The sequence below is a fragment of the Micromonospora sp. NBC_01412 genome (assembly GCF_045040215.1).
Classification (GTDB): Bacteria; Actinomycetota; Actinomycetes; order Mycobacteriales; family Micromonosporaceae; genus Micromonospora; species Micromonospora rubida.
In genome coordinates, this window is the sequence record NZ_CP109528.1 from 1,999,812 (window position 1) to 2,014,924 (window position 15,113).

15 protein-coding genes are annotated in these 15,113 nt (G+C 75.0%); 9 read left to right on the forward strand and 6 right to left on the reverse strand.

The genetic code is table 11. The features are described 5' to 3' along the window. Nucleotides 1-73 precede the first annotated feature (73 nt). The 4 genes from aroA (at nucleotide 74) to OG617_RS08900 (ending at nucleotide 4,333) form a co-directional block, all read left to right on the forward strand. Nucleotides 74-1,375 (forward strand): 3-phosphoshikimate 1-carboxyvinyltransferase, encoded by a 1,302-nt coding sequence (aroA, locus tag OG617_RS08885; RefSeq protein WP_405100328.1) that lies wholly within the window; start codon nucleotides 74-76, stop codon nucleotides 1,373-1,375. Continuing rightward, nucleotides 1,345-2,496, forward strand: a complete 1,152-nt coding sequence (rsgA, locus tag OG617_RS08890; protein ID WP_405100330.1) for a ribosome small subunit-dependent GTPase A — start codon at nucleotides 1,345-1,347, stop codon at nucleotides 2,494-2,496. Before aroA ends, rsgA begins: the two co-directional genes overlap by 31 nt. A 62-nt stretch (nucleotides 2,497-2,558) precedes the next feature. Then, complete coding sequence (hisN, locus tag OG617_RS08895; protein WP_405100333.1) at nucleotides 2,559-3,407, forward strand: histidinol-phosphatase; 849 nt, start codon at nucleotides 2,559-2,561, stop codon at nucleotides 3,405-3,407. Between the two features lie 59 nt (nucleotides 3,408-3,466). Continuing rightward, nucleotides 3,467-4,333 (forward strand): hypothetical protein, encoded by an 867-nt coding sequence (locus OG617_RS08900; RefSeq protein WP_405103586.1) that lies wholly within the window; start codon nucleotides 3,467-3,469, stop codon nucleotides 4,331-4,333. Between the two features lie 62 nt (nucleotides 4,334-4,395). On the opposite strand, the gene OG617_RS08905 is transcribed toward OG617_RS08900, so the two are convergent. Next, nucleotides 4,396-5,598, reverse strand: coding sequence for a glycosyltransferase (locus tag OG617_RS08905; RefSeq protein ID WP_405100335.1), 1,203 nt, complete (start codon nucleotides 5,596-5,598; stop codon nucleotides 4,396-4,398). Nucleotides 5,599-5,789: 191 nt separating this feature from the next. Between OG617_RS08905 and OG617_RS08910 the strand changes: the two genes are divergently transcribed. The 3 genes from OG617_RS08910 to OG617_RS08920 all read left to right on the forward strand — a co-directional run bounded on the left by OG617_RS08910 (nucleotide 5,790) and on the right by OG617_RS08920 (nucleotide 8,276). Beyond that, nucleotides 5,790-6,788, forward strand: a complete 999-nt coding sequence (locus OG617_RS08910; protein WP_405100337.1) for an SDR family oxidoreductase — start codon at nucleotides 5,790-5,792, stop codon at nucleotides 6,786-6,788. Further along, nucleotides 6,788-7,570 (forward strand): ATP-binding protein, encoded by a 783-nt coding sequence (locus OG617_RS08915; protein ID WP_405100339.1) that lies wholly within the window; start codon nucleotides 6,788-6,790, stop codon nucleotides 7,568-7,570. Before OG617_RS08910 ends, OG617_RS08915 begins: the two co-directional genes overlap by 1 nt. Nucleotides 7,571-7,706: 136 nt before the next feature. Further along, the gene (locus tag OG617_RS08920; RefSeq protein ID WP_405100341.1) at nucleotides 7,707-8,276 is read left to right on the forward strand and encodes a DUF5709 domain-containing protein; all 570 of its coding nucleotides are present in this window, start codon (nucleotides 7,707-7,709) and stop codon (nucleotides 8,274-8,276) included. A 63-nt stretch (nucleotides 8,277-8,339) separates the two neighbouring features. Here OG617_RS08920 and OG617_RS08925 read toward each other — a convergent pair whose 3' ends face one another. Together OG617_RS08925 and macS are read right to left on the reverse strand one after the other, a co-directional pair. Next, nucleotides 8,340-8,993, reverse strand: coding sequence for a response regulator (locus tag OG617_RS08925; protein WP_405100343.1), 654 nt, complete (start codon nucleotides 8,991-8,993; stop codon nucleotides 8,340-8,342). Beyond that, a complete protein-coding gene (macS, locus tag OG617_RS08930) occupies nucleotides 8,990-10,117 on the reverse strand; it encodes a MacS family sensor histidine kinase (protein WP_405100345.1) in 1,128 nt (375 codons plus the stop codon). The genes OG617_RS08925 and macS overlap by 4 nt, the downstream gene beginning before the upstream one ends. Nucleotides 10,118-10,239: 122 nt before the next feature. Here macS and OG617_RS08935 point away from each other — a divergent pair, with 122 nt between their 5' ends. Then, nucleotides 10,240-10,695, forward strand: a complete 456-nt coding sequence (locus OG617_RS08935) for an ATP-binding protein (protein ID WP_405100347.1) — start codon at nucleotides 10,240-10,242, stop codon at nucleotides 10,693-10,695. Nucleotides 10,696-10,784: 89 nt separating this feature from the next. On the opposite strand, the gene OG617_RS08940 is transcribed toward OG617_RS08935, so the two are convergent. Beyond that, nucleotides 10,785-11,723 carry a ribose-phosphate diphosphokinase gene (locus tag OG617_RS08940; RefSeq protein WP_396676899.1) on the reverse strand — a complete coding sequence of 313 codons (939 nt, stop codon included), beginning with the start codon at nucleotides 11,721-11,723 and terminating at the stop codon, nucleotides 10,785-10,787. A gap of 63 nt (nucleotides 11,724-11,786) precedes the next feature. Between OG617_RS08940 and glpK the strand changes: the two genes are divergently transcribed. Then, a complete protein-coding gene (gene glpK / locus OG617_RS08945) occupies nucleotides 11,787-13,271 on the forward strand; it encodes a glycerol kinase GlpK (protein ID WP_405100350.1) in 1,485 nt (494 codons plus the stop codon). An 84-nt stretch (nucleotides 13,272-13,355) separates the two neighbouring features. Here glpK and OG617_RS08950 read toward each other — a convergent pair whose 3' ends face one another. Both OG617_RS08950 and OG617_RS08955 read right to left on the reverse strand, forming a co-directional pair. After that, nucleotides 13,356-14,483, reverse strand: coding sequence for a hypothetical protein (locus OG617_RS08950; RefSeq protein ID WP_405100352.1), 1,128 nt, complete (start codon nucleotides 14,481-14,483; stop codon nucleotides 13,356-13,358). Continuing rightward, nucleotides 14,480-14,977, reverse strand: a complete 498-nt coding sequence (locus tag OG617_RS08955; RefSeq protein WP_405100354.1) for a SigE family RNA polymerase sigma factor — start codon at nucleotides 14,975-14,977, stop codon at nucleotides 14,480-14,482. Before OG617_RS08955 ends, OG617_RS08950 begins: the two co-directional genes overlap by 4 nt. Between the last annotated feature and the right edge of the window lie 136 nt (nucleotides 14,978-15,113).

Here is a 15,113-nt window from a genome sequence, read left to right on the forward strand (position 1 = left end):
CGGCTGTCCCGCCAACCGGGAGCGGACCCGCCGGCCCGTCACATCGGGGGCGGGACGCGGCAGAATGTGACCCGTGGGGATTCCGACCGCGACCCGGCCGCTACGGCCGTGGACCGCTCCGACCGCGTCCGACCCGGTGGTGGCCACGCTGCGGCTGCCCGGCTCCAAGTCGATGACCGCCCGCGCGCTGGTGCTCAGCGCGCTTGCCAGCGGCCCCTCCACGCTGGCCGGGCCGCTGCGGGCCCGGGACACCGAGCTGATGGCCGGCGGGCTGCGGGCGCTCGGCGCGCACATGTCGATCGCGGACGACGACCGGTGGCTGGTCCGGCCGCACCCGCTGGCCGGCCCGGCGCACGTCGACGTCGGCCTGGCCGGCACCATCATGCGGTTCGTGCCGCCCGTCGCCGGTCTCGCCGACGGCCGGGTCACCTTCGACGGCGACCCGGCCGCCCGCACCCGGCCGCTCGGCCCGCTGATCGGGGCGCTGCGCGCCCTCGGGGTGCGCGTCGACACCCCGACCACCGACAGCCTGCCGCTGACCGTGTTCGGCGCCGGCCGGGTGACCGGCGGCGAGGTGGTGATCGACGCGTCCGCCTCCAGCCAGCTCGTCTCCGGCCTGCTGCTGGCCGCGCCCCGCTTCGACCGGGGCGTGGTGGTCCGGCACGTCGGCCCGCCGGTCCCGTCCGCGCCGCACCTGCGGATGACCGTGCAGATGCTCCGGGCCGCCGGGGCTGCCGTCGACGACAGCGTCCCAGACGTCTGGGTCGTCGAGCCGGGTCCGCTGACCGGGCGGGGCTGGGAGATCGAGCCGGACCTCTCCGGCGCGGTGCCGTTCTTCGCCGCCGCGCTGATCACCGGCGGCGAGGTGACGCTGCGGGGCTGGCCGCGCAGCAGCGCCCAGCCCGTCGAGCAGCTCCGTGCCCTGCTGTCCCGGATGGGCGGCGAGGTGACCCTCACCACCACCGGCCTGACCGTGCGCGGCACCGGCGCCGTTCACGGGATCGACGCCGACCTCTCCGAGGTCAGCGAGCTGACTCCGGCGCTGACCGCGCTCGCCATGCTCGCCGACTCGCCGTCCCGGTTCACCGGCGTCGCGCACATCCGGGGGCACGAGACCGACCGAATCGCCGCGCTCGCCCGCGAGTTCGCCGGCCTCGGCGCGGACATCACCGAGTCCGACGACGGGCTGGAGATCCGCCCCCGCCCGTTGCGCGGCGGGATGTTCCGCACTTACCACGACCACCGGATGGCGCACGCCGCCGCGGTGACCGGGCTCGCCGTACCCGGCGTCGAACTTGACGACGTGTCGTGCACCTCGAAGACCATGCCGGAGTTTCCGGCGCTATGGTCGGCGATGGTGACCGGAAAGAGCTGACACGGCGGGGGGACGTCCTGGCGACCAAACGGCGGGAGTACGACGAGGACGACGTGCGGGTCCGGCCCGGGAAGTCCTCGCGCCCACGCACCCGGACGAGGCCCCTGCACGCCGACGCCGTCGACGGTTTCGTGATCGCCGTCGACCGGGGCCGCTACACCTGCGTGCTGCCCGACCCCAGCCCGGACGCCCCGCTCGTCACCGCGATGCGGGCCCGGGAGCTGGGCCGCAAGTCCGTGGTGGTGGGCGACCGGGTGGGCCTGGTCGGCGACACTTCCGGGGCGTCCGGGGCGCTGGCCCGGATCGTCCGGATCGCCGAGCGCAGCTCGGTGCTGCGGCGCACCGCCGACGACGACGAGACCACCGCCGAGGGGCGGCTGGAGCGGGTCGTGGTGGCCAACGCCGACCAGCTCGTGATCGTCAGCGCGCTGGCCGACCCGCCGCCGCGCACCGGGTTCATCGACCGCTGCCTGGTGGCCGCGTACGACGCGGACATCGAGCCGCTGCTCTGCCTGACCAAGGCCGACCTGGCCGGCCCCGAGCAGGTGCTCGGGTACTACGCCGAGCTGGAGCTGCCGTACGTGCTGATCCGGCCCGACTCCGACCTCGACGCGCTGCGCGACCTGCTGGCCGGCCGGGTGTCGGTCATGGTCGGGCACTCCGGGGTGGGCAAGTCGACGCTGGTCAACCGCCTCGTCCCGGACGCCGACCGGGCGGTGGGCGTGGTCAGCGCGATCGGCCGGGGCCGGCACACCTCGACCAGCGCGGTGGCCCTGCGGCTGCTGCCCCGCCCGGGCGCACTCCGGTCCGGCGCGTCTGCCGCCGCCACGGGCTGGATCGTCGACACCCCCGGGGTGCGCAGCTTCGGGCTGGCGCACGTCTCGGCGAACAGCCTGCTGCACGGCTTCCCCGACCTGGTGGAGGGGACGGTCGACTGCCCGGCGAACTGCCAGCACACCGCCGACGAGACCGACTGCGCACTGGACGCCTGGGTGGCCGCCGGCAAGGCCGACGCCCGCCGGCTGGCTTCGTACCGCCGGCTGCTGGCCTCCCGGTCCGGGGACGGCGACGCGCGCGAGCCCGACCAGCGCAACCCCGGCGACCCGCTCGCCGGGTCGTGAGCCGCGAGCCGGGCGCGACCCGCGCGACGGGGGCCGACCCGGCCGCCGTTACCGTCTGCGGCATGACCGGGTACGCCGACGATCTCGCCCTCGCCCACCTGCTCGCCGACCGGGCGGACGCCATCTCGGCGGCCCGGTTCCGCGCCCTCGACCTGCGGGTCGAGGCGAAACCGGACCTGACCCCGGTCTCCGACGCCGACACGGCCGTCGAGCGGGAGATCCGCGCGCTGCTGGCCGAGCGGCGCCCCGGCGACGGCCTGCTCGGCGAGGAGTACGGCGAGCAGCCCGCCGCCGGGCCGGACGGGCGTCGCTGGGTGGTCGACCCGATCGACGGGACGAAGAACTTCGTCCGGGGCGTGCCGGTCTGGGCGACCCTGATCGCCCTGCTGGAGGAGGACCGTCCGGTGCTCGGGCTGGTCTCCGCGCCGGCGCTGGGCCGACGCTGGTGGGGTGCGGTCGGCGAGGGCGCGTACGCCGGCCCGGACGCCGCGCACGGCGCCCCGATCCGGGTCTCCGGGGTGGGCCGGCTCGCCGACGCCAGCTTCTGCTACTCGTCCCTGTCCGGCTGGGAGGACGCCGGGCTGCTGGAGCCGGTGCTCCAGCTCATGCGGGACACCTGGCGCAGCCGGGCGTACGGCGACTTCTACGGCTACATGCTGCTGGCCGAGGGGGCGCTGGACGTGATGGTCGAGCCGGAACTGTCCCTGTGGGACGTCGCCGCGCTGGTGCCGATCGTCACCGAGGCGGGTGGGACATTCACCGACCTGGCCGGCCGGCCCGCCCCCGGCGGCGACGCGTCCGGCGGCGACGCGTCCGGCGGCGACGCGTCCGGGGAGCACAGCGCGGTGGCCAGCAACGGCCGGCTGCACGCCGACGTCCTCGCGAGGCTGGGTCGGCCCCCCGCGCGCTGAGCGCCGCCAGCCTCTATCCTCGCCAGGTGGTGTCCTCCGGTTGGTGCTTCCTCGCGGCGATGATCGTCGCGTACGGCATCGCCAACCTTCTGCAGTCCGTCGCCGCGGCGCGGACCACCCTGCACCACAACTTCGATCCCGGGCTGCTGCTGCGGCTGGCCGGCCACCGCACGTACCTGATCGGGCTGGGCTGCCAGGTGGCCGGCTTCGTGCTGGCCTTCCTGGCCCGGCGGGACCTGCCGCTGTTCCTGGTCCAGGCGAGCGTGGCGGCCGGGCTGGGGGTGACCGCCATCCTCGGCGTGCTGGTGCTGAAGTGGCGGCTGCCCACCGCCGAGGTGGCGCTGCTGGTGCTGCTCTTCGCCGGGATCGCGGGGCTGGTGCTGTCGGCGCAGCCGGCCCAGTCCGGGCCGCTCGGCACCGCCGGGCTGGTCGCGCTCGCCGTGGCGCTGGCGGTGATCGCCGTGGTCGGCTTCTTCGCGGTACGGCTGCACGGCGCACCCGGGTCGGTGGCGCTCGGCTCGCTGGCCGGGCTGGCCTTCTCCGCCGCCGCGGTGGCCGCCCGCCCGCTGGCCGCCGTGACGAGCGTGGAGGGGTTCGTCCGGGACCCGCTGCTCTACCTGCTGGTGGCCCACTCGGTGGTCGGCCAGCTGCTGCTCGGCCTGGCCATGCAGCGCGGGTCGACCACGGCGGCGGTCGCCGCGATGGACGCGGCCGGGGCGGTGCCCGCCGCGATCGTGGGGCTGCTGCTGCTCAACGACAAGATCTGGCCCGGCCGGGAGTGGCTGGCCGCACTCGGCTTCCTGACCACGCTGGCCGCGGTGATCGGCCTGACCAGGTACGCCGAGCCACAGCACCACCACGAGGTGGTCCGGGAACGCGACCGGGAAATACTGCCCGCCGGCGCCCCGGCCCACCCCCGCCGCTGAGCCGCCGCGCCGAATCGCCGCCACTGGGCCGCCACCATTGGGCCGTCGCCACTGAGCCGCCGCTACGCCGCCTCGACCGGCCGGCGTCGGCCGACCACCCGCTCGTAGAGCCGCTCCAGCGCGCCGGCCGTCCGCTCCCAGGTGTAGCTGCACCGCACCCGGTCCACTGCGGCGTGCCCGTAGGCGAACCGGCCGGCGTTGTCGGCGAGCAACCGGCGCAGGGTCACCCCCAGGGCCCGGACGTCGCCGGGGGGCACCAACCTCCCGGTGACCTCGTCGACCACGGCGTCGGCGATGCCGCCCATGGCGTACCCGACGACCGGCACGCCGCAGGCCATCGCCTCCAGCGACACCCGGCCGGCCGAGGAGTAGTGCGGGGTGCAGGCCACCACGTCGGCCGAGCGGTACCAGGTGGCCATCTGGTCGTGCGGCACCGCGCCGACGAGCTTCACCTGGTCGGCCACGCCGGTGCGCTCGGCCAGCTCACGCAGGCGGCGGGCCTCGACGTGGTGGGTGAGCTGGTCGACCGGCGGCCCGCCGGCGATCACCAGCTCGGCGTCGCCGACCAGCCGCATCGCGCGGATCAGGTCCTCCTGCCCGTGCCCGGCCGACAGACCGCCGACGGAGAGGATCCGGTGGCGCTGGTCGCGCGGGGCCGCCTCCCCGTCGGGGTGGAACTGCTCGGTGTCCACCCCGGCGGGCACCATCGCCACCGACGTGCGTTGCAGCCCCATCCGGGTCAGCTCGTCGACCTCGTCGTTGCACTGGGCGACCGCGATGTCCACCGCCCGGGTCAGGGCCCGCTCCAGCGGGATCCGGGTGCCCGGGCCGTCGTACTGGGGGCCGAGGTGGCGAAGCTGCTCCACGCCGAGGGAGTGGAAGGTCTGTACGACCGGGATGTCGGTCTCCCGTACGGCCTGCGCGGCGGCCAGCCCGCCGACCCAGTAGTGCCCGTGCACCACATCCGGCGTCCACTCGCCGGACCACCGGTCGGCCAGCCAGCGGCCGAACTCGGCCACGTGCGGCACCAGCTCGGCGGTGGGCGTCGGGGCGGCCGGGCCGATGGCGGCCCGCTCCACCCGGTAGCCGTCCAGCTCCAGCGTCGCCGGCAGCGCCGGATCGTCGCGGCGCTCGTACACGTGCACGTCATGGCCCCGGCCGGCCAGTTCGGCGGCGACCCGCGCGATGTGCTCGCGCGTGCCGACGACCGGACCGTCGATGGGCCGCGACGGTCCGGAGTGCGCGCACACTAGGCCGACGCGCATGGGTCACCTCCACGCGTTTCCCGAGCTGGTGGTTCCTCCCGGTCAGAGGGTCCCATTAACCGCGACCCCCGGGTGCGAAACCTGGCAAGTCGGAAACGTACGACCGGTCTGGCCGGGGGCGTGACCGGGCGCGGCTGCTATCCGACCAGGGCCGATGGCATGAGCGGGCCCGTCGAGGGTACGGGCGAAGAATGCCTCTCACCCGCAGTCTCGATGACGCGAGCATCGTGCTCACCGGTGCCTCCAGCGGCATCGGCACGGCGACCGCGTACGCGCTGGCCCGCCGCGGCGCGGCCGTGGTGCTGGCGGCGCGCAGCGAGGAGGCGCTGGAGCGGGTGGCGTCCCGCTGCCGCGAGTTGGGCGGCCGGGCGCTGGCCGTACCCACGGATGTCACGGACCCGGTGGCCGTCGAACGCCTCGCGGCCCGCGCGGCGGAGGAGTTCGGCCACATCGACGCCTGGGTCAACAACGCGGCGGTCAGCGCGGTGGGCCTCTTCGACGAGATCCCCGCCGGGGAGTTCCGCCGGGTGCTGGAGGTGAACCTGCTCGGCGCCGCGTACGGGATGAAGGCGGCCCTGCCGTACCTCGACGCGGCCGGCGGCGGGGTGCTGGTCAACAACGTCTCCGTGCTGGCCGAGGTGGCGATGCCCTACCAGTCGGCGTACAACGCCACCAAGCACGGGATCCGGGGGCTGGCCGACACGGTCCGGCAGGAGCTGCGGGTCACCGGGCGGGGGAACGTCTCGGTCTGCACGGTGCTGCCGGCCAGCATCGACACCCCGTTCTTCCGGCACGCCGCCAACCACACCGGCCGGGAGCTGGTGCCGCCGCCGCCGGTCTACCCGCCGGAGGTGGTGGCCGAGACCATCGTGCGGGTGCTGCGCCGGCCCCGCCGGGAGGCGTACGCCGGGGGTGCCGCCCGGCTGGTCGGCGCGCAGTGGCGGCTCGCCCCGGCGCTGGCCGAGCGGGCCCTCGGCTGGTACGCCCACCGCACCCAGTTCGGGCCCGCCGGGCGGCCGGACAGCACCGGCAACGTCTTCACCGCCGACGCGGCGGCCGAGCGGGAAGGTGGGTGGCACGGCCGGCGGCGGCAACTCGTCCGGATGACCGCCGCGTTCGGGCTCGCCGCCGCCGGCACCGCGGTCGGCACGATGGCGGCGATGAACCGCCGAGCCCGGACGGACCGCTGATGAACCGCCCCGACCGACCGGATGCGCGCGACACCACCGACGTGCAGAATGGGGCGGTCATGCCGACCGACGTGCGCTGCCTGGTGGAGACGGACGAGTCGTCCGGCTTGCTCCGGTTGTCCGGCGTGCTCGATTCGGCCGCCGCCGGCGCCGTACGCGACGCGCTGCTCCTGCGGCTCTGCGAGCGGCCCGGCCCGGTGGTGGTCGACCTGTCCCGGCTGCGGGTGGCCGATCCCGCCGCCCGGCGGGTCTTCGCCGAGGTGCGCCGCGAGATCGCCGACTGGCCGGCGGCGGGCGTGCTGGTCCTCGACCCCACCGAGACGACGGCCGGCGACGGGCTGGCGGTGTGCTCGACCCTCGACGAGGCGCTGGCGGCGCTGGCCCGCGCCCCGATGACCGCGGCGACCACCACGGAACTGGCCCCGGTCGTCGGCGCCGCGCGGCAGGTCCGGATGCTGGTGACCGACCGCTGCGCCCGGTGGGGGATCGGCGCCCTGGCCGAGGCGGGCTGCATCGCGGCGACCGAGATGGTCAACAACGTGGTCGCGCATGCCCGCACCGGGATGACCGTCCGGTTGGCGCCCCACGGCGGCACGCTGCACATCGGCGTACGCGACCGCTCCCGGCGGCAGCCGGCGTACCGCGGGCTCGCCCCGGTGGACACGGCGGGCGGCCGGGGCCTGCTGCTGATCGACACCGTGGCCCAGCGCTGGGGCAGCACTCTCCTGCCCGACGGCAAGCTCGTCTGGGCCGTCCTCCACCCCACCCCTCTCCCCCTGTGATCATCAACCCACCTAGCCTGATTTATCCCGTTTCACGGCTTTCGTCGGGCAATGCGATTCAGGGGCGGGACGGGTTCGCGGGCGAGAGCGGGCGGGGCGTCGGTTACTGGCGGTGGGCAACGGGTAGTGATCAGCCATGCGCGACGACGATTACCCGACCCCCGTTTCCGATCCCGAGGCCGAGGGCCTGCCCGACACCGCCGACGACGACTCGACGGCCAACGACGACGTCCTGACCGGCCGGGAGGCGGACGGCCCGGAGCCGGCCCAGCTTCCCGGGGACCGCACGCCGGTGGCGGTGGACCGGTTCGGCACCACCGCCGAGGAGCAACTCGACGGCGAGTCACTGGATTACAAGCTCCAGCGGGAGAGCTATGAGCGCCCCGCCGACGACCCGCTGGCGGCCCCGGTCGACCCGGGCATCGCGGCCGAGGCGGACAGCGAGGAGCAGGCCGCCCAGGCGCAGCTCGACGCCGACGTGCTCAACCCGGGCCCCACCTCGGACCCGCACTCCCCCGTCTCCCTGTACGACCACGGCCAACTCGGCGCCCCCGCCCCCGAGGTCGGCCGGCTGGTGGAACCGGACGAGGGGACGCACACCGATCGGGAGCCCGACAACATCGCGTACGACGCCGGGTCGGCCGGCGGCGGGGCGACGGCCGAGGAACTCGCGGTCCACGAGACGCGCCCGCCCGACTCGCACTAGAACACCCACGAGCCAGAACATCCGCGAGGCGACGTGGACGTCCGGGACCGGGCACCCGGGCCGTCAGTCGTCCAGCCCTCGCTCGATGGCGTAGCGGGTCAGCTCGACGCGGTTGTGGAGCTGGAGCTTGCCGAGCGTGTTCTGCACGTGGTTCTGCACCGTCCGGTGGGAGAGCTGGAGCCGCTCGGCGATCTGCTTGTACGACATCCCCTTGGCGACCAGCCGCAGCACCTCGGTCTCCCGGTCGGTCAGCCGGGGCGCGGCGGCGTCCGGGGTCGCGGGGCCGACCGCCAGCCGCCGGTACTCCCCCAGCACCAGCCCCGCCAGGCCCGGCGTGAAGACCGGTTCGCCGGCCGCCGTCCGGCGCACCGCGTCCAGGAACTCGGCCGGGGCGGCCGACTTGACCAGGTAGCCGGTGGCACCGGCCTTCACCGCGTCCAGGACGCTCTGCGGCTCGCCGCTGGCCGACAGCATCAGCACCCGCACCTCGGGCAGCACGGCGCGCAGGCCGCGGATCACCTCGACGCCGGAGACGTCCGGCAGTTGCAGGTCGAGCACGACCACGTCGGGCCGGGCCGCGGCGGCCACCCGGACGGCCTGCCGCCCCTCCCCGCTGGTCGCGACCACCAGGTGCCCGGCCTCGGTGAGGTCGCGGGCCACCCCCTCACGCCACATCGGGTGGTCGTCGACCACCATCACCCGGACGCCGGTGCTCATAGCCCGCTCCTCGGCACGCTCAGCTCGATCTCGGTCCCCGCGCCGGTGGTCGAGATGATCCGCACCTCGCCGCCCAGGTCGGCGACCCGTCCCCGGATGGACTGCGCCACTCCCAGCCGCCCCTGCGCCGCGGCCTCGGCCAGCCGGCCCGCCGGAATCCCCGGCCCCTCGTCGCGTACCGAGACGGTCACCTTCTCCCCCTCGTCCTCGATCAGCACCCAGGCCCGCCCGCCGGCGTGCCGGGTCACGTTGTCCAGCGCCGCGCCGACGGCTGCCACCAGCTCGGCGGCCACCCACCCGGTCAGCGGCACCGGGGTGGCCGGCGCGGAGACCGCGACCGTCGCCGAGGCGTACCGGTCGAGCATGGCCCGCAGGTCGCGGATGTTCCCGTCCCCGGCCGGCGTGACGGCACCCGCCCGCCCGATCAGGGCACGCAGGGCGGCCTCCTGCTCCCCGGCCAGCCGGGCCAGCTCGCCGGCCTCCCCGTCGAGGTGGGCGCCGCGCCGCTGCACCAGCGCGAGCACCTGGAGCACCGAGTCGTGGATGTCCCGGGCCAGTCGCTCCCGTTCCCGGGTGGCCGCCTCCAGCTCCACCGCCCGGTGCAGCCGCTGCTCGGCCGTCACCGCGAGCCGGGCCACGTGGCCGACCACCACGCCGGCCAGCAGCAGGAGGATCACCCCGGTGAGAGTGGACTGGCCGATCCGGTCCCGGGTCGCCAGGTCGACCCCGCCGACCAGCAGCGCGGCGACCGTGCCCCGGCGCCGGCCGCCGGAGACCGCCCAGGCGAGCACCGGCCCGGCCAGCCAGACCACCGCGAGGCTGGGCGCGCCGGTGGCGAGGGCCGCCCGCCCCTGCACCCACGGGCTGACCAGCAGTACCCCGAGCACGACCGCGAGGTCGGCCACCAGCAGCGGCCAGCGCCGCCGGGCCAGGCGGGCGTAGCCGTACGCGGTGGTCACCGTCCAGCCGAGCATCACGAGCAGGACCACCCCGGCCGGCACCGGATGGGCGTACCGGTCGGCGTCGCGCAGGGCCAGCAGACCGACGTACGCCAGGGCCGCGAACCGGAACACCGCTACGGCCCGCCAGAGCGGGACCTCGAATCCACCGGGCGGCGACGGCACGCCCGTCACGATGCCACAACCCGGCACGGGGCCCGCAGGGGTGGCGGATGCGCGACCACCAATTCTGGCGTACGGTGGAAAAGCCGCAAATCAGGTCCGCGACCCACCCCCCGGACGGGGTCATGACGAACGTAGAACTGCCCGCACCGCGTACGGTTGTGCCCATCGACACTTCCCCCCTGATCGCCGAGGCCTTCGAGCAGGCACAGGTGACCGAGCTGCGTCACTCGGTCACCTCCTGCGCGCACGCAGCAGGCCTGGACGGGCAGCGCCTCGACGACTTCGTGCTGGCGGTCAACGAGCTGATCACCAACGCCGTACGCCACGGCGGCGGGCAGGGCTGGCTGCGGATGTGGCGCCACCCGGGGCGGCTGGTGTGCGAGGTCGCCGACCACGGGCGGGGAATCAGCGCCCGGCGGCTCGACGACCGCGACCGCCCCGCGCCCGACACCGCCGGCGGCTGGGGCCTCTGGCTTGCCCGGGAGCTGAGCGACGCCATGGAGGTGGAGACCGGCACGGCCGGCACCACGGTCCGGATCAGCGCCACCCTCGGCGCCCGCCAGCGCGCCGGGGGCTGACCCGACGCCGGCACGCCGCCGGGACGGACGGGTGCCGGGACGGACGGACGCCGGGGCCGCGTCGGGGCGGCCCGGCCCGCCGCGCCGGCTCAGCCGAAGAGGGCGCTGACCGACTCGCCGTTGTGAATCCGGCGCATCGCCTCGGCCAGCGCCGGCGCGACCGAGAGCACCTCCAGCTTGGGCACCCGCTTCTCCGCCGGGATCGGCACCGTGTTCGTGCAGACGATCTCCAGCACCCCGTCCTGCTCGCTGAGCCGGTCCAGCGCGCCGCTGGAGAAGAGGCCGTGGGTGCAGGCCAGCCGGATCGAGCGGACCTTCAGCTCGCGCAGGTGGGACATCAGCTCGATCACCGTGCTGCCCTTGGCGATCTCGTCGTCGAGCACGATCACGTCCCGGTCGGCCACCTCACCGATCACCGTACTGATCTTGACCAGGTCGTCGCTGAACCGCTGCTTCGCGCCGGCCGCGACCGGGGTGCCGAGCATCCGGGCGAAGGCGGCGGCTTCCTTGGCGTTGCCCAGGTCGGGTGAGACCACCACGGTGTTGCTCAGGTCGTACCGCTGGAAGTGGCCGGCCAGCTCGCGCAGCGCGTGCAGGTGGTCCACCGGGACGCTGAAGAACCCGTGCACCTGCGGCGAGTGCAGGGTCATCGCCAGCACCCGGTTCGCGCCGGCCGAGGTGAGCAGGTCCGCGACCAGCCGGCCGCCGATCGAGATGCGCGGCCCGTCCTTCTTGTCCGACCGGGCGTACGCGTAGTGCGGCAGCACCACCGTGATCCGGCCGGCCGACGCCCCCCGGGCCGCGTCGATCATGAGCAGCAGCTCGACCAGGTTCTCCTGCACCGGCGGCACCAGCGGCTGGATCAGGAAGACGTCCCGCTCCCGGCAGTTCGCCTGCAACTGCACCTCCAGGCAGTCGTTGGCGAACCGGGACACCCGCACGGGGTGCAGCGGCACCCCGAGGTGGGCGCAGATCTCGGCGGCGAGGTCGGGATGGGCTGTTCCACTGAAAACGGCGATGTCGCGCACGTTGACCAATCGTACGGTCGTCGGCGGCCGGCGGACGCGGGGCCGGCCGGGTACGGTGCTGCCGTGACCGCAGAGTACGTCGCCGCCATCGACCAGGGCACCACCTCGTCGCGGTGCATCGTGTTCGACCGGGCCGGGGAGATCGTCGCCGTGGCCCAGCGCGAGCACCGGCAGATCTTCCCCCGGCCCGGCTGGGTCGAGCACGACGCCGAGGAGATCTGGGACAACGTCCAGCTCGTGGTGCGGGAGGCGCTGGACGCCGCCGGCACCGGCCCGGAGGGGCTGGCGGCGGTCGGCATCACCAACCAGCGGGAGACCACCGTGGTCTGGGACCGGGCCACCGGCCGCCCGGTTGCGCACGCCGTGGTCTGGCAGGACACCCGCACCGGGCCGCAGCTACGCGCGCTGGCCGACGCGTACGGCGAGGAGCGGCTGCGCGCCCGCACCGGGCTCACCCTGGCCACCTACTTCGCCGGCCCGAAGCTGCGCTGGCTGCTCGACCACGTCGACGGGCTGCGCGAGCGCGCCGAGCGGGGCGAGGTGCTGTTCGGCACCATGGACAGCTGGCTGATCTGGAAGCTGACCGGCCGGCACGTCACCGATGTGACCAACGCGAGCCGGACCATGCTGATGGGCCTGGAGACCCTCGACTGGGACCCGGAGCTGCTCGACGCGCTCGGCGTGCCGGCGGCGATGCTGCCGGAGATCCGCTCCTCGTCCGAGGTGTACGGCACCGCCGACGGGCTGCTCGCCGGGGTGCCGGTGGCCAGCGCCCTCGGCGACCAGCAGGCCGCCCTGTTCGGGCAGACCTGCTTCCAGCCGGGCGAGGCGAAGTGCACGTACGGCACCGGCAGCTTCCTGCTGCTGAACACCGGGGCCAGCCCGGTCACCTCGACGCACGGCCTGCTGACCACGGTGGCGTACCGGATCGACGGCCAGCCGGCCGCGTACGCCCTGGAGGGGGCGATCGCGGTCACGGGCTCGCTGGTGCAGTGGCTGCGGGACAACCTCGGGCTGATCGCCACCGCCGCGGAGGTGGAGGACCTGGCCCGCACGGTCGACGACAACGGCGGCTGCTACGTGGTGCCGGCGTTCTCCGGGCTGTTCGCCCCGCACTGGCGCAGCGACGCGCGCGGGGTGATCGCCGGGCTGACCGGCTACATCACCAAGGGGCACCTGGCCCGGGCGGTGCTGGAGGCGTCCGCCTGGCAGACCCGCGAGGTGGTCGACGCGATGAACGCCGACTCGGACGTGGCGCTGCGCCGGCTGCGGGTGGACGGCGGGATGACGGCCAACGGCCTGCTGATGCAGTTCCTCGCCGACGTGCTGGACGTGCCGGTGGTCCGCTCCCGGATCACCGAGACCACCTGCCTCGGCGCCGCGTACGCGGCCGGGCTCGCCGTCGGCTTCTGGCCGGACCTGGCCACCCTGCGCGCCCAGTGGCGCTCCGACGCCCAGTGGACCTCCACGATGGACCCCGAGCACCGCGAGCGGGAGCTGCGCCAGTGGCGCAAGGCCGTCCAGCGCACCCTCGACTGGGAAGACTGAGCCATCTCCTGACCGGCTCAGGCTCGGTGCCACGGGTTACGGCGTTCGTACCGCCGAGCATCCTGGCGGCCGGGGAGGGTCGGGCTAGTCAGGCAGATCCCGGGACAACTGGTAGCCGGTGTGCACAGGGCCCATGATGCTGGCCAGCAGCGACATGGTCAGCTCCGCCCGGCTCGCGCCGTTGTCCAGCCCGCGCCCCGCGCACCCGCTCCAGGTGACCCGCACCCGGGTCTCCGCGCCCCCGTGGCGCACCAGGAGCAGCGCGTCGTAGTCGACCGGCTCCGGCCGGGGGCAGGAGGAGCCCGTGACGTCCGGGTTGCCGCCGGGGCGGGCGGCGTTGAGCCCGGCGGCGAGCGCGGCGGCGTCCGATCCGGTCAGCCGTGCCGAGGCCTGAAGCCGGTCGAGCCGGCTGGGGAACGACGAGCCGTAGGAGCAGATCCCGATCGAGGCCGGGTCGGGCGGCAAGAACGGTGCCTTCACCGCAGTTTTCGCGGGCTGCGCCACCGGGCCCGACGGCCCCCCGGTCACGGCGGGCGCGGCGTCGACCGCCGGGCGGCGGGCGGCGCAGCCGGCGTGATCGGTCGCCACCAGCCGGAGGCTGTCCAGGATCCGCCGGGTGGTGGCCTCGTCCCGGGTCCGCACCGTCACGGCGACCTCCCGGGCGGACACGGTCACAGTGCCGGCGTACCGACCGTCGGGCAGCCGCCCCTCCGCTCGGACGGCCCGCACCCCGTCGACGGTGACCTCGCGCCCCGCCAGCCCGTCGCCACCGGGCTGGCCGACCGGCCGCTCGCCGATGACGGCGATCTCCTTGTCGACGGGCTCGGTGGTCCAGCAGGCGAACTGCGCATGCTGCCCCCGGACCACGCTCGGCTCGCCGGTCATCAGGCAGCCGAAGTTGTTCACCGTCCAGCCCGCCGGCACCCGGATCTCCGCGCCGAGGGAGCTCTCCCAGCGCCAGTCGGCGGTCGCCGCCCGGTCCTGCGCCGACACGTCGACGGCGGGTGGCCGGTCGGTCAGCACCGACGCGGTCCCCCCGGCGGCGGTGAGCACGGCCAGCACGCCCGCCCCGGCCGCGACGACCCGGGCCCGGCGGCGGCGTGCCACCCGGGCACGGACCGCGCCGACCAGGCCCGGCTGCGCGTCCTCCGTCTCGTGCTCTCGGCTGCGGAACGCGTCCCGGACCAGCGTCTCCACGTCGTACCGGCTCATGGCAATGCCTCCCGATCCATCGCGGGCACCACGGCCCGGAGCGTGGCGAGGGCCCGGGCAGCCTGGGAGCGCACCGTGCCCGGGGTGCAGCCGAGAACCTCGGCGATCTGCGTGTCGGAGAGATCCTCGTAGTACCGCAACGCCAGCACCGCCCGCTGGCGTCGGGGCAGCCGGCCCAGCAGCGCCCAGGCAGCTTCCCGTGCGGCGTGCGACCCGACAGCGTCCGGACCCGCCGGGCCGTCGTCGGGCGCGGCGACCGGGACCTCTCGCGACGAGCGCCGCCGCCACCAGCGCAGGTTCTCGTTGACCAGCACCCGTTTCAGGTACGCCTCGGGCTGGCTCATCCCGGCCACCCGGTCCCACCGGACGTACGCCTTGGCCAGGACGGACTGGACGAGGTCCTCGGCCTGGTGCCGGTCACCGGTGAGCATCAGCGCGAACCGCAGCAGCGATCCCCCGCGCGCGGTTACGAACTCCTCGAATGTCGGCTGCATGGCACCTCCACCCGGGAAAGGCCACGGGACGCCCGAAGTGCTGCATGCACGAACCCGGTCTCGCCTCGTATCAAGATCGTCTGTCGTTGAGCGACACGTTGCCCGGCGTGTCGTGTCGCTGAACGACAAAGGATCA